2 protein-coding genes are annotated in these 23404 nt (G+C 61.8%); both read right to left on the bottom strand.

The genetic code is table 11. The features are described 5' to 3' along the window. Positions 1–2: 2 nt before the first annotated feature. Entirely contained in the window at positions 3–12332 is a 12330-nt protein-coding gene (locus QMX93_RS08515; RefSeq protein ID WP_282354578.1) for a non-ribosomal peptide synthase/polyketide synthase, read from the bottom strand. After that, entirely contained in the window at positions 12332–23404 is an 11073-nt protein-coding gene (locus tag QMX93_RS08520; RefSeq protein WP_282354580.1) for a non-ribosomal peptide synthetase, read from the bottom strand. The genes QMX93_RS08515 and QMX93_RS08520 overlap by 1 nt, the downstream gene beginning before the upstream one ends.

Genomic DNA, 23404 nt, shown 5'->3' on the forward strand with positions numbered 1-23404 from the left:
ACTTAGGCCGCTTGTGCGACACAGTGCTCGATCAGCGCCTCCAGTTCCGCCTGATACTCGCGCATCAGTTGCTCGACAGTCTCGGCGCGGTAACGGCGAGTGCTATAGATGCAGCGCAAGGCCAGGCACCCGTCGTACACCTGACCGACCACTTCCAGCCAGTTGCCCAGCGCAGCATGCGGGCTGTAGCAACTGCCGTAGCTTTCTGCCGCCGGCACCAGCATGGCTTTGTCGTCAAAGCTTTGGTCGAATTGCCCCAAATAGTTGAAGGTCACGCGTGCCTGCGGTGCCTGACTCAAGGTCTCGGCCATCGCCCCGCCGCTCATGTGACGCAGCACGCCGTAGCCCAGACCTTTATTTGGCACCGCCGCCAATTGCCGCTGCACGGCGCGCACCGAGGTACCGATGTCGGCGTTTACGCCGGGCATCAGGCGCACCGGGAACATGCTGGTGAACCAGCCCAGACTGCGGCTCAAGTCGATGTCCTTGACCAGATCTTCACGGCCGTGGCCCTCAAGCTGAATCAGCACCGAAGACTGCTCACTCCAGCGGCACAGCACCCGGCTCAGCGCCGCCAGCAGCACATCGTTGATCTGCGTCTGATACGCCGCCGGCACTTGCTTGAGCAGTTGCTGGGTGTGTTGTTCCGACAAGCCCAAATGCGCCACCGACTGGTATTGCACCTGATTCTTGCCGCGCGGGTTATCGCACGGCAACTCGCTGCCGGGCTGGTCGATCTGCGCCAGCCACCAGGCCTTTTCCTCCGGCGGATAATCCGCTGCGTAGGCTTGCAAACCTTCGGCCCAGGCGCGATAGCTGCTGGTGCGAATCGGCAGGTTCGGCGAACCACCGGCGCTGTACGCCTCGTAAGCCACCTGCAAATCCTGCAACAGCAAACGCCATGACACCGTGTCGATGACCAAGTGATGAATGACCATCAGCACACGGCTTTCGCCATCAGGCAACGTCACGTGCGCCGTGCGCCAGACCGGCCCATTGTGCAGATCGAGGCTGCGTTGCACCTGCTCGGCATACAGTTCCAGTTCGGCTTCGTCGGCCACTTCGTGCTGCCACAGCAACGCTTGGTTGGCCCACTGCGCCTGCATTTCAGCCAGCGGTTGGTAATGCTGATAATGGCACCCGCCGACATCGCTGAAGCGCAGACGCAGGGCGTCGTGCTGCTGCATCATTGCGCGCAGGGCCATTTCCAGCGCCGGCAAATTCAGTGCTTGCCGCGCACGCAACATCAGCGCCTGGTTGTAGTGATGCGGCTCGCTCATGCGTTGATCGAACAGCCATTGCTGGATCGGAATCAGGTTGAACTGCCCTTCGGCCGCCACCTGCGTCACGTCTTCCACCACGCTGGACACTGCGCTTGAACGCTGTTCGAAAATCGCTTCGATGGTCTGTCCACGCATCAGGTCGCGCAGTTTCAGATCCATCTTCAGCTCCGCGTGGTTGCGCACCCGCGACACCACTTGCAGGCTGAGAATCGAGTCGCCGCCCAGTTCGAAGAAATTGTCGGTAATGCCCACCCGCTCGACTTGCAACACATCGGCCCAGACCTCGGCCAGCAGTTGCTCGTCACGGGTGCGCCCGGCCACATATTCCGCGCCCTTGAACTCGGGTTCCGGCAAGGCCTGGCGATCGAGTTTGCCGTTCGGCGTGACCGGTAGCGCGGCGAGACAGATCACCTGCGCCGGCACCATGTAGTCCGGCAGTTGCGCACGCAATTCGGACTTGAGTCGATCACCGATGGCCACACCCTGCGGCGTCACCACATAACCGATCAGTTGTTTACCCGAGGCACTGTCGCGGGCGATCACCAAGGCATCGCTGACGTCGGCGAGCTGACGCAGACTGGCTTCGATTTCGCCGAGTTCGATACGGAACCCGCGCACCTTGATCTGATGGTCGATGCGCCCGACGTAATCGAGCACACCGTCGGCACGCTGGCGCACCAGATCGCCGCTGCGGTACAGCCGATCGCCCGGCGGCCCGAACGGGTCCGGCACGAAACGCTCGGCGCTCAGATCCGGACGCTGGTAGTAGCCACGGGCGATACCCTGGCCGCCGATGTACAGCTCGCCGGCGATGCCCGGCGGCAGCGGATTGAGATCTTCGTCGAGCACGTACAACGCACGTTCGCCGACAGCACGACCGATCGGCGCATACGCCGCTTCACAGCGTTCGCTGACCGGCACCTTCCACAGCATCGGCGTTACCACGGTTTCGGTCGGGCCATAACCGTTGGTGAAGAATTGCGGACGCAACGCGGCTTTCACTTGCTCAAAGGTTTGATCCGGCACCGCGTCGCCGCCAAAGCAATATACGCGCACCGGCGGCGGCGCCAATTGGCTGTGTGCAGCGTATTCGGCCAGTTGTTTAAGGTAGGCCGGCGGGAAACAGGCAATCGTGATGCCGTGCTGATGCAAGGCCTCGAAGGTCTGCTCCGGTGTCCACAAACTGGCGTCGCGAATGACCAGCGTGCCGCCGCTGAACAGCGTGCTCAGCCAGCGCTCGTGGGCCCCGTCGAAGGCAAACGACATGAAATGCAGCTCACGGGTGCGCTCGTCCATGTCGTATAGCTCGGCAATGGCCTGGCAATGCATGCTCATCGGCCCGTGCGCCACCGCGACGCCTTTCGGCCTTCCGGTCGAGCCGGAGGTGTAAATCAGATACGCCAGATTGCCCGCGAGCAAGTTGCTGACCGGAGGTGTGTCGCGGTAAGCGCTGTCGTCGAATTCATCGATAGCCAGACGCGCCAGCCCCTCGACCACCGGCAAGCGATCTTGCACCTGCGTGTGGGTGAGCAGCAGCGCCATCGCCGAATCTTCGATCATGAACGCCAGACGCTCCGGCGGATAATCGATGTCCAGCGGCACATACGCCGAAGCGCTTTTCATCACCGCCAGCAACGCCACGACCATCTCGACCGAACGTTCCAGCGCCACCCCGATAACCACTTCCGGCCCGGCACCCAGTTCGATCAGACGATGGGCGAGACGGTTGGCGCGACGCTCCAGTTCAGCGTAACTCAGCGTAGCGTCACCGCAGACCAGTGCCGTGGCCTCGGGCCGCGACTGCGCATGGCGGGCAATCAATTCGGGCAGCAACTGCGCCTGATAACTCGCCTCAGGCGCTGCGCTCCATTGTTCAAACGCTTGCCATTGTTGCGCGGACAAACGCTGCAGGTTGCCCAGGCACACGCTTGGCGCGGCGATCATCGCTTCAAGGGTGTCTTCCAGCGTGCGACGGATGTCTTCCACCGCCTCAAGGCTGAAGGCGTTACGCAGGAACAGATACTCGATGGACAGCTGCTCGCCGAGATTGACTGCCAGATCCATCGGGAAATTGGTCACGTCATGATTGCGTGACTCACCGAAGCTCAGACCGCTGTCCTGCTGCTCGCTAAGACGCTCGTCGATCGGGTAGTTCTCGAAGACGATGATGCTGTCGAACAAGCCCTGCCCGCCCAGCCCCGACCAGCGCTGAATGTCCGCCAACGGTGCATGGGAAAACTCGCGAATATCGGTGTTGTAAGCCTGCAGTTGCTGCAGCCACTGATCCAGCGGCTGTTCCGGCCGCAAGGTCTGGATCACCGGCAAGGTGTTGATGAACAGGCCAAGAATATTGTCGGCGTTGGCCAAACCGGCCGGGCGACCGGAAACGGTCGCGCCAAATACCACGGTGTTCTGCCCGGTAAAGCGTTGCAGCAACAGCAACCACGCCCCCTGAATCAACGTGTTAGGGGTGATTTGCAAGGCACGACAAGCCTGCTGCAAACGCGCGGTTTGCGCCGCGTCCCACCGTGAATAAATCGCCTCGTGCCCCGGCAGTTCTTCGACATGCCGCGGGAACATCGCCTGATTCAGCGACGTCGCCTGCTCCAGCGGTTCGAGGCGACTGCGCCAGAAACTTTCCAGCGAACCCTGATCCTGGCGTTGTAGCCACTCGATGAATTCACGATAGCGGCCATTACGGCCCTGCACCTGGCCGTGGCTGTAGAACTGCATGACTTCGCCGAACAACCGCGAACTGCTCCAGCCATCCATCAGGATGTGATGGCAGGTCCAGATCATCTGGTAGCGATCGTCTTCCAGACGCAGTAGCAAGACGCGCTGCAATGGCGCCTGACTGAGGTCGAAACCGGCCAGATAATCGGCGGTCGCTCGTTCGGTGACGGCGGCTTCACTGATGTCTCGCACGCGCCAATCTTCCACCGTCAGTTGCAACTCCACCTGACGATGGACGATCTGCACCGGGGTATTCGAGCCTTCCGGGAAGTGGAAACTGGTGCGCAAAATGTCTTCGCGGCCGATCACGTATTGCCACGCCTGTGCAAAGCGTTCGGTGTCCAGACCGTGCACCGGCAGGCTGATCTGGTTGATGTACAAACCGGAACTGTCGTCGGCCAAGGTGTGGAACAACATGCCGTCCTGCATCGGCGACAGTGGGTAAATATCCTCCACCTGCGCCACGGGCACCGGCAGACGATCCAGCTGCGGCTGGGTCAGACGCGCCAGCGGGAAGTCGGACGGCGTCAGGCCCAAGTGCTCCTGGGTGCAGCAATGCTCAATCAATTGCTCCAGCGCTACCGCGTAGGCATCGGCCAGTTGCTGAATCACCGCTTCGTCGAAGACATCGCGGCTGAACGTCCAGTCCAGCGACAACTGTCCGTTGAACACCCGGCCATCAATGGTCAGCCAGTTGCTCAAGGCGACGTCGTCGCCGTGCCCGGCCCCGCTGCCCTCTTCGCTCGGCACAAACAGTGCCTGCTCATCGAAGCTCTGGTCGAACTGGCCGAGGTAGTTGAAGGTGATCCGCGCTTGCGGCAATTGCGCCAGACGTTGCTGGACAGCGTCCGTACCGAGGTAGCGCAACACGCCATAGCCCAGACCTTTTTCCGGCACCGCGCGCAGTTGTTCCTTGATGCGTTTGATCGCTTCGGCTGGCTGTTTCGCCGGGGTCAGCAACACCGGGAACAGGCTGGTAAACCAGCCCACCGTGCGGCTCAGGTCGACGCCATCGAACAGCTCTTCGCGACCATGCCCCTCAAGCTGCACCAGACACGCCGGCTGCGCCGTCCACTGGCAAATCACTTGCGCCAGGGCGCTGAGCAACAGGTCATTGACCTGCGTGCGATACGCCGACGGCGCCTGCTTGAGCAGACGGTGGGTCTGCTCGGCATCCAGACGCGTATTGACCGAACGGCCATGCACCGACGCCTGACTACCCTCGGGACGGCTGCGCGGCAACTCCGGCAAGGCCTGATCGAGTTGACGGCTCCAATAGTCGAGTTCCTTGTTCAGCGTTTCGCTGTGCGCGTAAGCCTGCAACTGCTCGGCCCAGGTTTTCAACGCCGTGGATTTTGCCGGCAACGTCACCGATTGATTGGCACTGAGTTGACGATAAGCATTCTGCAAATCTTCCAGCAGCACGCGCCAGGACACACCGTCCATCACCAGGTGATGGATCGCCAAGTGCAGACGTTCGCTGCCGTCCTGCACGGCAATCAATGTGCAGCGCAACAACGGGCCGTTTTGCAGATCGAGACAGCGTTGGGCCTCATCGGCGATGGCGACGATTTCGTCAGCGCCCTCGGCTGAGCGTTGCCAGATTTCCGACACCTGCTCGGCCAGCGCCTGATGGCTGGACTGCCAGGCGCCATTGCTCGCCTGCACAAAACGCAGACGCAAAGCGTCGTGATGCGCCACTACATTTGCGAGGGCTTGCTGCAAGTGCGCGACGTTCAGCGCCTCGCGCGGCGTTAGCATCACCGACTGGTTCCAGTGCTCGCGGTGCGGGATATCACTGGCGAAAAACCACTGCTGCATCGGCACCAGCGGACTGTCGCCGGTGACCGGGCCTTGGTCGATCACCGCATCCTCAGTCGCCGTGGCCACGCGGGCCAGCGCTTGAATGTTCTGATGCAAAAACAGGTCTTTCGGGGTCAGGCCTATGCCCTGCTGTCGGGCGCGGCTGACCACTTGAATCGAGTTGATCGAGTCGCCACCGAGGGCGAAGAAATTGTCTGCCGTACCGACTTGAGCCACGCCGAGCACCGCTTGCCAGATCTGCGCTAACGCTGTTTCGATCGCATTGATCGGCGCGACGAAAGCTTGCTGGGCTTCACCCACGTCAGGTGCCGGCAGTGCCTTGCGGTCGAGCTTGCCATTGGGGCTCAGCGGCATGCTCTGCAGCAGGGTCAAGTGCGCAGGTACCATGTGTTCCGGCAGGGTCTGACGTAAATGCGCCTGCAGGGTTTCGCGCATCGACGGCCAGTCCGTCGCGTCAAATTCCGTGGCGACGACATAACCACTGAGGACTTTGCCGCTGCGGCTGTCCTGCGCGACGACCACCGCTTCACGCACGGCGTCATGTTCCAGCAGGCGCGCTTCGATTTCGCCCAGCTCGATACGGAAACCACGGATTTTCACCTGATGGTCGATGCGACCGATGTAATCGATCACACCGTTCGGGCGATAGCGCGCCAGATCGCCGGTGCGATACAGGCGCTCGCCGGCCACGAACGGACTGGCAACGAAGCGTTCGGCGGTCAATTCCGGACGACGGTGGTAGCCGCGCGCCAGGCCCAGGCCGCTGAGGTACAGCTCGCCATTGACGCCGCTCGGCACCGGATTGAGTTCGGCGTCGAGAATGTAGGTCATCAGGTTGGCAATCGGTTCGCCGATCGGCACCGCATCGCGACCTTCATCGCGGCAGGTCCAATGGGTCACGTCGATGGCCGCTTCGGTCGGGCCGTAGAGGTTATACAAACCGGCATTCGGCAACTTGGCGAAGACCTGTTGCTGCGCATCGACCGGCAGCGCTTCACCGCTGCAAACGATACGAGTGAGGCTGGTGCAGCGGCTGACATGGGCATCGAGGACAAACGCTTGCAGCATCGATGGCACGAAATGCAGGGTAGTGATCGCTTCGCGCTCGATCAGGCTGACCAGTTTCGCTGGATCACGATGGTCGCCCGGTGCCGCGACGACCAGACGTACGCCGGTCATCAGCGGCCAGAAAAACTCCCACACCGACACGTCAAAACTGAACGGGGTCTTTTGCAGCACACTGTCGCCAGCGCGCAGCTCATAGGCCTGCTGCATCCAGCATAAACGGTTAGTCAGCGCGCCGTGGCTGTTGCCGGCGCCTTTGGGTTTGCCGGTAGAACCGGAGGTGTAAATCACGTACGCCAGATTTTGAGCAGTCAGCGCCGGCGTCGGATTGCTTGAGGCAGCGTCGCCCAGCCACGCGTCATCGGCGTCGAGCAACAGCGTCTGCACACGATCGGGAATCGGCAAGGTGTCGAGCAGCGCCTGCTGAGTCAGCAGCCACTGAATGCCGCTGTCATCGATCATGTACGCCAGACGTTCCGTCGGGTACTCCGGATCCAGCGGCACGTAAGCGCCACCAGCCTTGAGAATGGCTAACAAGCCAATAACCATTTCCAGACTGCGATGCAGCGAAATGCCCACCAGCACATCCGCGCCGATGCCCCGTGCGATCAAGGCATGGGCCAAACGGTTGGCCCGCTCGTTCAGCTCACGGTAAGTCAGTGATTGCCCTTCGAACACCAGCGCCACCGCGTGCGGATCACGCTCGACCTGCGCTTCGATCAGATGATGCACCGGCTGCTGATTCGGGTAGTCGGCAAACGTGTGGTTCCAGTCCTCGACGATCACTCGGCGCTGCGCCGCGTCGAGCATCGGCAGTTCGCCAATGCGTCGGGTCGGCTGCGCGACGATAGCGCGCAGCAGGTTGAGGAAATGTTCGCCGAGACGAGCGATGGTCGAAGGTTCGAACAGATCGCTGGCATACGACAGCGCCGCACTGATGCCTTCATCGAACTCGAAGGTGTCCAGCGTCAGGTCGAACTGCGCGGTGCCGGCGTCCCAGGTCAGTTCTTCGAGGCTCAGGCCTGGCAACGTCGAAACGGCGCGACGCGCATCGCTGGCATGGTTGAACATCACCTGGAACAACGGTGTATGACTCAGGTTACGAGCGGGTGCGAGCAATTCCACCAACTGCTCGAATGGCAGATCCTGATGCGCCTGCGCGCCCAATGCGCGCTGCTTGACCTGATCAAGCAACTGGTCGAAACGCAGGTTGCCGTCGATCTCAGCCTTGAGCACTTGAGTGTTGACGAAGAAGCCCAGCAGGCGCTCGGTCTCGACCCGGTTACGGTTGGCGATCGGCACACCGACGCGAATATCGTTTTGCCCGGTGTAGCGATGCAACAGGGTCTGGAAGCTCGCCAACAACAACATGAACAGCGTGGTGTTGCGCTCTTTGGCCAAACGCTTGAGGCCTTCAGCCAGTGCCGGTTCCAGGCTGATCGGCAGACGCGCACCGCGATAGCTTTGCTGTGCCGGACGCGGATGATCGGTGGCCAATTCAAGAATCGGCTGTTCGCCGCCCAACTGCGCCGTCCAGTAATCCAGTTGCCGTTGCTGCTCCCCCGCCTCCAGCCATTGCCGCTGCCAGTGGCCATAATCGGCGTACTGGATCGGCAACGGCGTCAGCGCAGCCGGTTGACCCTGACTGAAACCGGCATACAGCTGCATCAGGTCATCGACCATGATTTGCATCGACCAGGCATCAGAAACGATGTGGTGTTGGGTGAGGATCAATACGTGATCGTCAGCGGCCAATTGCAGGAGTTTGACCCGCAGCAGCGGCCCACGCTGCAAATCGAACAGTTGCCGGGTTTCGGCTTCGATCAACCCGCGCAGGCCTTGCGCGTCGAGCGCGGCATCGGCCGATGCAACCACAATGGTCACGACTGCCGCAGCCTCGATGATTTGTACCGGACGTTCGTTGTCCAGCACGAAGCGGGTGCGCAAACTTTCGTGACGCTCGACCAGCGCATCGAAACTCTGTTGCAACGCCGCTGGATCCAGTACGCCGCGCAAGCGCAGCGCCGCCGGGATGTGATAAGCGCTGCTGGTCGGATCCAGTTGCCAGAGGAACCACTGCCGCTGTTGCGCGAAAGACAAGGCCAGCGGCTGTTCTCGCGGAACGCGGCTGATCACCGATTCCTGCTCGGTCGACGCCGAGTCCATCGCTTGGACAAACCCTTGCAGGTTGCTGTGGGCGAAAAGCAGGCGCAGCGGCACTTGAATCTCGAGTTGCTGGCGGATGCGCGACACCACTTGCGTGGCCAGCAACGAATGACCGCCCAATTCGAAGAAGTTGTCGCTCAGGCCAACGCGCTCGACCTTGAGAATCTCGGCCCAGATCGCCGCTACCGCCTGTTGCACCGGCGTCTCTGGCGCCACATAGGTTTTGCGCCATTGACTGGCATCGGGTTTGGGCAACTGTTTGCGATCGAGCTTGCCGTTCGGCGTCCGCGGGAACCGCGCCAGCAGCACCATGTGCGCCGGCACCATGTAATCCGGCAGATTGATCTTGAGGCGTGCATTGAGGCTGTCGCGCAAACGGCTTTGTGCGTCGGCATCCAGTGTGCTCAGATCAGCACTTGGCACAACGTAGGCCACCAGCGCCTGACCACCCGGCGCATCCTGGGCCAGCACGGCGGCTTCGCGCACGGCGTCCTGTTCGAGCAGACGCGCTTCGATCTCGCCCAATTCAATGCGGAAGCCACGGATTTTCACTTGATGATCGATGCGGCCGAGGTATTCGATGATGCCGTCGGCACGCTGCCGTGCGAGGTCGCCGGTGCGGTACAGACGCTCGCCCGTCGCGGCATATGGATGCGGTACGAAACGTTCGGCCGTCAGCGCCGGACGCTGGAAGTAACCGCGCGCCAGGCCTTCACCGCCGATCAGCAACTCACCGGCCACGCCATAAGGCACCGGCAGCAAATCGGCGCCGACGATGTACAGCGAGGTGTTGTCGATCGGCCCGCCCAGCCACGGTTGTGCATCTTGCGAGCGCAGCGGATGCAACGCCGACCAGATCGTGGTTTCGGTCGGCCCGTAGAGGTTCCACACTTCACCGCCGAGGGCGAGCATGCGCACCGCCAGTTCCTGAGGCAGTGCTTCGCCACCGCACAGGCACTTGCAACCGCGGAGTTGCGCGGCGTTTTCGTTATCGAGCAGCATGCGCCAGGTCGACGGTGTTGCTTGCACCACGTTGACCTGCTCGGCAGCAATCAGCGCCAGCACCGCGTACGGATCCTGCGCGACCTCCTGCCCGGTCAGGACAATGCAGGCGCCAACCATCAGCGGCACATAGATTTCCAGGCCAAAAATATCGAAGGAGAACGTGGTCAACGACAGCGCGCGATCCTGCGCCACCATGCCCGGCGCCTTGGCCATGCTGACGACGAAATTGGTCAACGCAGCGTGGCGAACCATCACGCCTTTCGGCTGGCCGGTCGAGCCGGAGGTATAGATCGCGTAGGCCAGATGTTCGCCGTGCAGACGTGTCGGCAGATCCTCGCCGGCGAAGCCGTCGAGCCAATCGCCCTCTTGATCCAGCACCAGCGTGGTGAGCGAGTCCGGCACGGGCAAGTGGCTGAGCAGCGAGCTCTGCGTCAACAGCAAATCGATGCCGCTGTCGTCGATCATGTACGCCAGACGATCCTGCGGGAACGCCGGATCCAGCGGCAGGTAGGCGCCGCCCGCCTTGAGGATCGCCAGCAGGCCCACCAACATGTGCGGGCTGCGCTCGACCGAAATGCCGACCAGCACATCCGGCGCCACACCAAGGGTTTGCAGCTTGCGCGCCAACTGATTGGCCCGGGCATTGAGCTGCGCGTAGCTCAAGCGCTGGCCATCAATCACCAACGCCGGAGCATCGGGGGTGCGCGCCGCTTGCGCTTCAAACAGCTGATGAGCGAAGCCTTTTTCAGGTGCCGGCGCGACGCTGCGGTTACCGTCGTTGAGCTGTGCTTGATACTCGGCGGCGCTCAGCAGCGGCAGTTCGCCGATGGACTGGCCAGGGTTGGTGACAATCCCGCGCAACAGGTTCTGCCAATGCCCGGCCATGCGTGCAACGGTGTCGGCGCCAAACAGGTCGGTGGCGTAGATCAGCGCCGCCGACAGGCCGTCGCTGTGCTCGACGGTTTCCAGGGTCAGATCGAACTGCGCGCTGTGGCTATCCCAACGCAAACCCTCGACTTTCAAACCGCCCACCGGCGCTGCAGTCGACAGGCCTTGGGTCTGGTGATTGAACATCACCTGGAACAGCGGACTGTGACTGAGGTTGCGCTCGGGTTGCAGCGCTTCGACCAGTTGCTCGAACGGCAGATCCTGATGCGCCTGCGCGCCCAGCGCAGTCTGCTTGACCTGCTGCAGCAATGCGCTGAACGCGTCCTGACTGTCGACCTCGCTCTTGAGTACTTGGGTGTTGACGAAAAAGCCGATCAGGCGCTCGGTTTCCACCCGATTACGGTTGGCCGTCGGCACACCGACGCGGATGTCGTTCTGACCGCTGTAGCGATGCAGCAAAGCCTGGAACGAGGCCAGCAGGATCATGAACAGACTGACCCCTTCGCGCTGCGCCATCTGCTTGAGGCCGCTGACCAACGCCGCGTCGATGTCCAGTTCCAGACGGGCACCGCGATAACTCATGACCGCCGGGCGGGCAAAATCAGTTGGCAATTCGAGCACCGGTTGCTGACCGCCGAGGCGCGCGATCCAATATTCGAGTTGACGCTCACGCTCGCCCGCCTCCATCCAGTGGCGCTGCCAGATCGCATAGTCGGCGTACTGGATCGGCAACTCGGGCAACACCGGCGCCTGCCCTTGAATGAACGCGGCGTAACCTTTGACCAGTTCCTCGACCATCACCTGCATCGACCAGCCATCGGAGACGATGTGGTGCAAGGTCACGATCAGCACATGATCGTCGGGTGCCAGTTGCAGCAGACGTGTGCGCAGCAATGGCCCTTGTTGCAGGTCGAACAGTTGGCGGGTTTCTTCTTCGATCAAGTGGCGCAGTTGCGTGTCGTCCGGCCTCTGCGCCAGCACTTGCGCTTGCAGCTGCACTGGCGAAACGGCGTGGACTTGCTGCACGGCGTGCTCGCCATTGAGCACGAAAGTGGTGCGCAGACTGTCGTGGCGCGCCACCAGCGCATGGAAACTTTTCTCCAGTGCAGCCACGTCCAGCGGCCCGCGCAAACGCAGGGCCGTGGGCATGTGGTACGCCGCGCTTTCGGGATCCAGCTGCCACAGGAACCATTGGCGTTCCTGGGCGAAAGACAACGACAAGGTGTCGAACTCGGCACTGACAGGCGGAATCGGCAGGTTCGCCGGGGAAACGTCCTCTTCGAGCATTTTCTGCAAGTACAGGCGACGTTTTTCCAGCGGCAGCGTTATGAAGCGCCTGGCAATACGTTGTGCGACAGCGGTGTCCATCAAACCTCCTCAAATTCATCAAGCAGCGCTTCAAGCTTGCTCAATTTCGACGTGCTCATTTGCTCGCCGGACTGCTCGAGTTGCGCGACAAACGCACCCAGCACCGGGAATTGGAATATCAGTTGGGGCGTCAGCTTCAGGCCCAGTTCGAGTTGCAGGCGCGAGACCACATTGACCACCAGGAGTGAGTGCCCGCCGAGTTCAAAGAAGTCGTCAGCCAGCCCGACCTGGTCGATTTTCAGTACGTCCTGCCAGATCACCGCGACCTTGCATTCCAGCTCGCTCTGCGGCGCCAGATAAACCGACTGATGCGCGCGGGTGTCCGGTGCCGGCAAGGCCTTGCGATCGAGTTTGCCGTTAGGCGTCAGCGGCAATTGGTCAAGGAAGATCAGGTGGGTCGGCACCATGAAATCCGGCACCTGCCGGGCCAATTGCGCTTTGAGTTGTTCGGCCAGAGGTGCCGCGTCGAGGTTGTTGTCGTGGCTGACCAGATACGCGACCAGGTTCGGCCCGCTCAGCTCTTCCCGCGCCAGCACTACCGCATCACGCACTTCAGGCAGCGCTTGCAAGCGCGCTTCGATTTCACCGAGTTCGATGCGCAGGCCGCGAATCTTCACTTGATGGTCGATGCGGCCGAGGTACTCGATCACGCCATCTTTGGCATAGCGCGCCAGGTCGCCGGTGCGGTACAGACGACCGCCAAAACCGGCGAACGGATCAGGAATAAAGCGTTCGGCAGTCAGTGCGCCGCGCTGGTGATAACCACGGGCCAGAGAATCACCGGCGATGTACAACTCACCCGTCGCACCGATGGCGCAAGGTTGCAGCGCCGCGTCCAGCACGTAGGTGCGCACGTTGTTGATCGGGCGCCCGATCGGCATGATTCGCGCGTCGTCTGCGACCGTGCGCGGCACCGTGTGGCTGCTGGTGTCGATGGTCGCTTCGGTCGGGCCGTAGAGATTGCGCAACTCACCGTCGAACAGCGCCATCACTTCACGTGAAAGGTGCGCACTGAGCGCCTCGCCACCGCACAGCAACAGCCGCAACGAGGTCAGTTGTTCACGGCTCGCCAGCGGCAACAGCGCCTGCAACAGCGACGGCGCCATTTGCAGCACGCTGATGCGCAGTCGCGCGACGTCGGCCCACAGCGTGGTCAGGTCGAGATTGAATTGCGCCGAGGCCAGCACCAGTTGCGCGCCGTTCATCAGCGGCAGCCAGAATTCCCAGACCGACGCATCGAAGCTGATCGCGGTTTTTTGCAGGACGCGATCCGCAGGCGTCAGTTGCAGGCATTCCTGCATCCACTGCATGTGGTTGCTCAGGCCGCCATGGCGCAGGGTCACGCCCTTCGGCTGGCCGGTGGAGCCGGAGGTGTAGATCACGTAGGCGAGGTTGTGCTCATCGATCAGCACCTGCGGATCGCGCTCGCTGTAAGCATCCAGCCAATGCGCCGGCTGATCGAGCAACAGCGTGGTCACTGCGACATCGGTAAAACGTGGTTGCAGGCTGGTTTCAGTCAGCAGCAGGACAATGCCGCTGTCCTCGATCATGTAGGTCAGACGATCCTGCGGATACGCCGGATCCAGCGGCACATAGGCGCCGCCAGCCTTGAGAATCGCCAGCAAGCCGACCACCATTTGCACGCCACGCGACATCGCCAGACCGACCAATACGTCGGGGCCGACGCCGCGCTCGATCAAGGCATGGGCCAAACGGTTGGCCTGGGCATTGAGTTGCGCATACGTCAGCGTGGTCTGCTCGGTCACCAGCGCCACGGCGTCCGGCGTCAGCCGTGCCTGCGCTTCGATGCATTGCTGCACCTGATGGTGCTCGGCCGTTGCGACAGTCGTGGCGTTCCAGTCGCGCAACAACAGCGTGCGCGTGACATCGCCTAGCAAGTCGATCTCGCCAAGGCTGCGGCCGGCCGGCGTGCTCACCATCTGCGCGAGCACGTGTGCCACCTGCTCAGCCAGGCGCTCGACGGTGTGTGTAGGGAAAGCAGCGTGGGCATAAGTAAAGTGCAGACTCAGGGTGTCATTGTGATTAACGGCCAGGGTCAACGGGAAATTAGTCTGTTCCTGATTGTCCACGGTGCCGAAGCTCAGCCCTGACGGTGCCTGCGCTTGCAGCGCGTCCGACAGCGGGTAGTTTTCGAACACCAGCAAGGTGTCGAACAAGCCCTCGCCGCCCTGCCCGGCCCAGCGCTGGATCTCGAACAGCGGCGTGTGTTCGTGCTCGCGCAGGACGACGTTTTGCGCCTGCACCTGTTGCAACAAGGCCGACACCGTTTGCTCCGGCCGAGGGCTGGCGATGACCGGCAAGGTGTTGATGAACAGGCCGATCTGCTGCTCGATGCCTTTGAGCTCGGTCGGCCGTCCGGACACGGTCGCACCGAAAGCCACGGTGGCATGCCCGGTGTAGTGCTGCAGCAGCATCAGCCAGGCGGCCTGGATGACGGTGTTGAGGGTGACTTTCTGCGTACGCGCGAATTCGCTCAGGGCTTGAGTCTGCGCCTTGTCCAACCAGTGGTAGTGACTGGCGTGGCTGCTGGCGAACGCCGCTTCGTCAACACCGAAACGGGTTTCGGCGAGACGGGTCGGCGCCTCGAACGAGCGCAGTTGCTCCAGCCAGAACGCTTCACTGACCTTGGCATCGCGCCCTTGCAGCCAACTGATGTAGTCGCGGTAGCGCCCGGCCTGACGCGGCAAGATCTGGCCGTCATAACGCTGCAGTACTTCGCCGAGCAACTGCGAATTGCTCCAGCCATCCATCAGGATGTGGTGATGGGTGTAGATCAGGTGATAACGCTGCGCGCCGGTCTGCACCAGCACCAGACGCAACAACGGTGCGCAGGCCAGATCAAAGCCCTGCGCCAGCTCTGCCGAAGCCAGTTCAGCGAGTGCTGACGTGACATCGGCGCGAGCGCTCCAGTCCAGCGACGTGAAGGGCACGCGCACCTGTTTGTGCACCACTTGCAGCGGGCGCTCGCTGCCCTGCCAGATAAAACTGCTGCGCAGAATATCGTGGGCATCGACGGCGGCCTGCCAGGCATTTTCGAAGCGTTGTGGATCGAGGCCTTCGATGTCCAGGCACATCTGGTTGATGTAATGCCCGCTGCCATTTTCATAGAGGCTGTGGAACAACATGCCCTGCTGCATCGGCGCCAACGGATAGATGTCATCCACCGCACGCGCCGGCAGTGCCAGACCATCAAGCTGCGCCTGAGTGAAGTCGGCCAACGGGAAGTCCGACGGCGTCATGCCCTGATTGCTCGGCTCGCAGCAATGCGCGATCAACAGCGCCAGTTCAGCGGCATAGTCATCGGCCAGTTGCTGGATCAGCGCCGGATCGAACTGCTGACGACTGAACGTCCAGCCCAGATTCAACGCACCGTCGAACACCTGACCATTGAGGGTCAGCCAGTTGCCGAGTGTGGTTAGTGGGCTCTGCTCGTCGCCGGCGCCTTCGCTGGCCGGGCTGAACAACGCGCCCTGCGCTTCATCGAAACTGCCGTCAAACTGTCCCAGGTAGTTAAAGGTGATGCGCGGTTGCGGCAGCGCCTGCAACGCTGCACGAGTGGCGTCGTCACCGAGAAAACGCAACGCACCGAAACCGACGCCTTTATCGGGAATCGCGCGCAAGCCCTGCTTGATCGACTTGATCGAATCGGCGAGGTCAGCCGCCGGGGTCAATTTCACCGGGAACATACTGGTGAACCAACCGACGGTGCGGGTCAGGTCGATGTTGGTGAACAATTCTTCGCGGCCATGGCCTTCCAGCTCGATCAAGGTGCTGGCGTGCCCGCTCCAGCGGCAAATCACCCGCGCCAGCGCGGTCAGCAACAGGTCGTTGACCTGCGTGCGATACGCCGCCGGGGCTTCTTGCAGCAGTTGTCGGGTCAGTTGCTTGTCCAGTCGCGTATCGACGGTGACAGCCTGACTATTGAGCGCGCTCGCCTCTGGATCGAGGCACGGCAAGTCGCCGTGCACGTCACTCAACTGCGCCTGCCAGTAGGCCAATTGTTCTTGCAGTTCAGCGCTGCGGGCGTGGCCCTGCAACTGTTCGGCAAAGGCTTTGACCGAACTGGTCTTGGCCGGCAGTTGCACGGCCTGCCCGGCGTGCAATTGGTTGTAAGCGGTTTGCAGATCGTCGAACAGAATCCGCCACGACACACCATCCACCGCCAAGTGATGGATCACCAACAACAGCCGTTGAGTACCATCGGCGAGGTTCGCCAACACCCCGCGCAGCAACGGCCCGGCTTGCAGATCCAGACTGCGCTGGGCCTGATTGGCCAGGGTTTCCAGCGCCGCTGCATCGGCGACTTCGCGCACCCACAGCAGGTTTTCCGACGCCGCTTGACGGTACTCGGCGCGCCAGCCTTCAGCGCTTTCGCTGAACGACAGACGCAAGGCATCGTGATGCTGCACCAGGGCCTGCAAGGCTTGTTCGACAAGCTCGGCTTGCAACGCGCTGGCCGGTTTCAGCAATACCGACTGGTTGTAGTGGTGACGCTCGGGAATCGCCTCGGCGAAGAACGCTTGCTGGATCGGCAACAGCAGCGCGGCGCCCTGAACCGGGGCCTGATCGATTGCTTGCTGGTCAGTGCCGGTCTGTGCCACCGAAGCCAGCGCCTGTACGGTCTGATGCTGGAACAGATCTTTCGGCGAGAAACGAATGCCCGCCGCGCGTGCACGACTGACCACCTGAATGGAGATGATCGAGTCGCCGCCGAGTTCGAAGAAGTTATCGCTGAGGCCGACACGCTCAAGTTTCAGTACGTCCTGCCAGATCGCCGCGATCTGTTGCTCCAGCTCGCTTTGCGGCGCCACGTAATCCAGCTGAACTTGACTGGCGTCCGCTGGCGGCAGCGCTTTGCGGTCGAGTTTGCCGTTGGCGGTCAGCGGCCATTGTTCGAGGAACAGAAGGTGCGTCGGCACCATGTAATCCGGCAGATCGGCCTTGAGTTGAGCTTTCAGTTGTTCGCGTAAATCGGCTTCGTTATCGACGTTGTGCGCGGCAATCACATAGCCGACCAGTTGCTGACCGCTCGGCCCGTCTTGCGCCAACACCACCGCTTCGCGCACGGCATCGAGGGCATTCAGGCGTGCTTCGATTTCGCCGAGCTCGATACGGAAACCACGGATTTTCACCTGATGGTCGATACGTCCGACGTACTCGATCACGCCGTCGCTGCGGTATTGCGCGAGGTCGCCGGTGCGGTACAGGCGCGCCCCGCTCTCGCCGAATGGATCGGGGATAAAGCGCAGTGCGGTGAGGTCACCACGGTTCAGATAACCGCGCGCCAGACCGGCACGGCCAACGTACAGCTCACCGATGCAGCCCTTGGCCACCGGGTTCAGTTCGCCGTCGAGCACGTACCACGACAGGTCGGCGATTGGCTCGCCGATCGGGCTGTTGGCGTCCTGCTCAAGATCCGCCACCGACAATGGACGATACGTCACGTGCACGGTGGTTTCGGTGATGCCGTACATGTTAATCAGTTGCGGGGCAGCATCGCCGAAGCGCTCGAACCACGGACGCAGGGATTTCACGTCCAGCGCTTCGCCGCCAAACACCACGTAACGCAAGGCATTCGCCCGAGCATCAGCGCAAGCCACGTGCATCAATTGCTTGAACGCCGACGGCGTCTGGTTGAGCACGGTGACGCCAGCGTCGCAGAGCAATTCATGGAATTCCTGCGGCGAACGGCTGACATCGTACGGCACCACAAGTAGTTCGCCGCCGTGCAGCAACGCGCCAAAAATCTCCCACACCGAGAAGTCGAATGCATAGGAATGGAACAGGCTCCAGACGTCTTTCGGGCCGAAACCGAACCACGGCTCGGTGGCTTCGAACAAACGCAAAATATTCTGGTGCGGCAGCAACGTGCCTTTGGGTTTGCCGGTCGAACCGGAGGTGTAAATCACGTAAGCGAGGTTCGACGACGCCATCATCACTTGCGGATCGGCGTCGGCAAATGCGCTGACATCGCTGTCCAGCAACAAGGTCTGCACGCCGTCCGGCACCGGCAGTTGACCGGCCAGCGCAGCCTGGCTCAGCAGCAGTTGAATGCCGCTGTCCTCGATCATGTAAGCCAGACGATCCTGCGGATAAGTCGGGTCGAGCGGCACGTACGCGCCGCCAGCCTTGAGGATCGCCAGCAGGCCGACGATCATTTCCACACCACGCTCGGCAGCCAGACCGACCAGCACGTCCGGGCCGACACCGAGGGCGATCAACTGATGAGCACGGCGGTTGGCCTGACGATTGAGTTCGCCGTAGCTCAGGGTTTGCTCGTTGAAGCGCACGGCGATTGCATCGGGACGCAGACGCGCCTGTTCGGCAATCAGTTGGTGCGCGCAGGCTTCGCTCGGGAAACTACGCGGGTTCGGGTTCCACTCGGCGATGTTCTGTTGCTGTTCGCTGGCGTCCAGCAACGGCAGTTCGCCGATACGTTGCTGCGGGTCGGCGACGATGCCGTGCAGCAGGTTCAGCCAATGCCCGGCCATGCGCTGCACCGTCGCGGCGTCGAACAGGTCGGTGGCGTAGGTCAGTGCGGCGCTGAGTTGGCCATCTGCCTCAAGAGTGTCGAGGGTCAGGTCGAACTGCGCGGTCTGGCTGTGCCAATCCTGCGCGTCGATGACCAGCCCCGGCAACGCCGGCAGGGCCTGACGCCCGGCACTCTGATGGTTGTACAACACCTGAAACAGTGGGCTGTGACTCAGATTGCGTTCCGGGCGCAGCGCCTCGACCAATTGTTCGAACGGCAGATCCTGATGCGCCTCGGCACCGATGGCGGCGTGTTTGACCTGCGCCAGCAGAGCACTGAAACGCTGCTGCGGATCGACCTCGGCCTTGAGTACTTGAGTGTTGACGAAGAAGCCAATCAGGCCTTCAGTCTCGACCCGGTTGCGGTTGGCAATCGGCACGCCGACGCGAATGTCCGACTGATTGCTGTAGCGATGCAAAAGGCTCTGGAACGAGGCTAGCAATAGCATGAACAGCGTGCTGCCCTCGCGCTGGGCCAGTTGCCGCAGTTGCTGGCTGAGCAGCGGCGGCAGGTCGATGGCCAGACGTGCGCCGGCAAAACTCTGCCGCGCCGGACGCGGACGATCAGTCGGCAGTTCCAGCAAAGGCTGCTCACCGCCGAGTACGCCAGTCCAGTAATCGAGCTGGCGCTCACGCTCGCCGGCCGCCATCAATTGGCGCTGCCAGACCGCATAATCGGCGTACTGAATCGGCAGCTCGGCCAACTCGACCGAGTGCCCCTGGCTATACGCGGCGTAGCGCTGAATCAATTCCTGCACCAGCAGTTGCATCGACCAGCCATCGGAGACGATGTGATGCTGGGTCAACACCAGCACATGTTCTTCGCGCGCCACTTGCAACAAACCGACGCGTAGCAGCGGACCGTTTTGCAGGTCGAACGGCTGGCTGATCTGGCGCTGCACATAGGCCTGAGTCTGCTCGGCAGCATTGCCCGAAGTGCAGTCAAGAATCTCCGGCAGCAGGATCGGTGCCTGTTCGGCATGAATCACCTGGAACGCTTGTTCATCGACCTGCACGAAGGTCGTGCGCAGGCTTTCGTGGCGCTGGATCAGCTCGGCAAAACTGCGTTGCAGCGCGTTCAGATCCAGCGCGCCGTGAATACGCAGCGCCGCCGGAATGTGATACGCCGCGCTCGCCGGCTCCATTTGCCAGAGGAACCATTGACGTTGCTGAGCGAACGACAATGGCAGTTGTACTTGATCACGCGGCGCCCGAGGGATGCTCGCAGGCTTGGCCACTTGAGTTTGTTCCAGCGCGGCAACGCAGGCTTTGAGGCTGGCGTTTTCGAACAACTGGCGCAGTTGCAGGTTGAGGCCAAGGCTCTGGCGGATGCGCGAAACCATTTGCGTGGCCAACAGTGAATGGCCGCCGAGTTCGAAGAAGTTGTCGGTCAGGCCGACACGCTCAAGTTTCAGTACGTCCTGCCAGATCGCGGCGATCTGTTGTTCCAGCTCGCTTTGCGGCGCGACGTAATCCAGCTGAACTTGACTGGCGTCCGCTTGCGGCAGCGCTTTGCGGTCGAGCTTGCCGTTGGCGGTGAGCGGCCATTGTTCGAGGAACAGAAGGTGCGTCGGCACCATGTAATCCGGCAGATCGGCCTTGAGTTGAGCTTTCAGTTGCTCGCGTAAATCGGCTTCGTTGTCGACGCTGTGCGCGGCAATCACGTAGCCGACCAGTTGCTGTCCGCTCGGCCCGTCCTGCGCCAACACCACCGCTTCGCGCACGGCATCGAGGGCATTCAGGCGTGCTTCGATTTCGCCGAGCTCGATGCGGAAACCGCGGATTTTCACCTGATGGTCGATACGTCCGACGTACTCGATCACGCCGTCGCTGCGGTATTGCGCAAGGTCGCCGGTGCGGTACAGACGCGCCCCGCTCTCGCCGAATGGATCGGGGATAAAGCGCAGTGCAGTGAGGTCGCCGCGATTCAGATAACCGCGCGCCAGACCGGCACGGCCAACGTACAGCTCACCGATGCAGCCCTTGGCCACCGGGTTCAGTTCGCCGTCGAGCACGTACCACGACAGGTCGGCGATTGGCTCGCCGATCGGGCTGTTGGCGTCCTGCTCAAGATCCGCAATCGACAACGGACGATACGTCACGTGCACGGTGGTTTCGGTGATGCCGTACATGTTGATCAGTTGCGGGGCCGAATCGCCGAAGCGTTCGAACCACGGACGCAGGGATTTCACGTCCAGCGCTTCGCCGCCAAACACCACGTAACGCAAAGCATTCGCCCGCGAATCGGCGCAAGCCACGTGCATCAATTGCTTGAACGCCGACGGCGTCTGGTTGAGCACGGTGACCCCGGCGTCGCACAGCAGCGCATGGAAGTCCTGCGGCGAACGGCTGACATCGTACGGCACCACAAGTAGTTCGCCGCCGTGCAGCAATGCACCGAAAATCTCCCACACCGAGAAGTCGAAGGCGTAGGAATGGAACAGGCTCCAGACGTCTGTCGGGGCGAAACCGAACCACGGTTCGGTGGCTTCGAACAGACGCAAAATATTCTGGTGCGGCAGCAACGTGCCTTTGGGTTTGCCGGTCGAACCGGAGGTGTAAATCACGTAAGCGAGGTTCGATGACGCCATCATCACTTGCGGATCGGCGTCGGCAAATGCGCTGACATCGCTGTCCAGCAACAAGGTCTGCACGCCGTCCGGAACTGGCAATTGACCGGCCAGCGCAGCCTGGCTCAGCAGCAACTGAATGCCGCTGTCCTCGATCATGTAGGCCAGACGATCCTGCGGATAGGTCGGGTCGAGCGGCACGTACGCACCGCCAGCCTTGAGGATCGCCAGCAGGCCGACGATCATTTCCAGACCACGCTCGGCGGCCAGACCGACCAGCACGTCAGGGCCGACACCGAGGGCGATCAACTGATGAGCACGGCGGTTGGCCTGACGGTTGAGTTCGCCGTAGCTCAGGGTCTGCTCGTTGAAACGCACGGCGATTGCATCGGGACGCAGACGCGCCTGCTCGGCAATCAGTTGGTGCGCGCAGGCTTCGCTCGGGAAGCTGCGTGGATTCGGGTTCCACTCGGCGATGTTCTGTTGCTGTTCGCTGGCGTCCAGCAACGGCAGTTCGCCGATACGTTGCTGCGGGTCGGCGACGATGCCGTGCAGCAGGTTCAGCCAATGCCCGGCCATGCGCTGCACCGTGGCGGCGTCGAACAGGTCGGTGGCGTAACTCAGGGTGGCTGCCAGTGCGCCGTCAGCCTCATGTGTATCGAGGGTCAAATCAAACTGCGCGGTGTGCGAACTCCAGTCGAGGCTTTCGACTTGCAGCCCCGGCAGTTGCAACGCCTGCGCCGCCGTGCCGCCCTGGTGGTTGAACATCACCTGGAACAGCGGGTTGTGGCTCGACTGTCGATCCGGTGCGAGGGCATGCACCAGTTGCTCGAACGGCAGATCCTGATGCGCCTGCGCGCCCAACGACGCCTGTTTGACCTGCGCCAGCAATGCCTTGAAGGGCATGTTGCCCTGCACCTGAGCGTCCAGCACCTGGGTGTTGACGAAGAAGCCGATCAGCCCTTCGGTTTCGACCCGATTACGGTTGGCCACCGGCACGCCGACGCGGATATCCGCCAGACCGCTGTAGCGATGCAGCAAGGCCTGGAACGACGCCAGCAAGACCATGAACAACGTCATGCCTTCACCCTGGGCCAACTGTTTCAGACGTTCGCTCAGCTCGCTGCCAATGCTCAGATCCAGACGCGCGCCGCGATGACTTTGCACCGCCGGACGCGGATGATCCGTGGGCAATGGCAGAACTTCGCCGCCATCGCCCAGACGTTCGGCCCAGTACGCCAGTTGCCGCTCCAGCTCACCGGCCTCCATCCACTTGCGCTGCCAGATCGCGTAATCGGCGTATTGGATCGGCAAAGCCGCGAGGTTGGCTGGCTGGCCACTGCTGTGCGCGGCGTAGAGTTTGACCAGATCATCGACCATGATCTGCGCCGAAGCACCATCGCAAATAATGTGATGTTGGGTCAGCACCAGCACATGATCATCCGGCGCGATTTGCAGCAGTTTGACCCGCAGCAACGGGCCTTGTTGCAGCTCGAACAGCGTGGCGATTTCAGCGTCGATCAACGCCTTGAGGCCTGCATCGTCGGGCGGCGTGTCCAGCACCTGCGGAGTCAGCGGCAGGTTAAGTCGCGGCTGGACTACCTGAATCGGGCCGTCCGCGCCATCGACAAACACCGTGCGCAGCACTTCATGGCGTTCGAGCAAGGCATCGAAACTGCGCTGCAACGCCGACAGATCAAGAGCACCACGCAAACGCAATGCCGTCGGCACGTGGTAAGCGGCGCTGTGCGGGTCGAGTTGCCAGAGGAACCACTGACGCTCCTGCGCGAACGACAAGCCAATCGTCTCGAACTCATCGCGCACCGGTGGAATCGGCAACGCCGCAAAGCTCATGTTCTTGCTCTGCATTTTTTGCAGAAACGCTTGCCGTTGGGCGAGCGGCAAACGGATGAATCGCTGAACCAGAGACAGGTTATCGAGCTGAGTCAT

The organism is Pseudomonas sp. PS01303 (genome assembly GCF_029959385.1).
GTDB lineage: Bacteria > Pseudomonadota > Gammaproteobacteria > Pseudomonadales > Pseudomonadaceae > Aquipseudomonas > Aquipseudomonas rustica.

Excerpts from the sequence above, each read along its gene's own strand:
- QMX93_RS08515 (WP_282354578.1), bottom strand. The coding sequence starts at position 12,332 with ATGGACACCGCTGTCGCACAACGTATTGCCAGGCGCTTCATAACGCTG.
- QMX93_RS08520 (WP_282354580.1), bottom strand. The coding sequence starts at position 23,404 with ATGACTCAGCTCGATAACCTGTCTCTGGTTCAGCGATTCATCCGTTTG.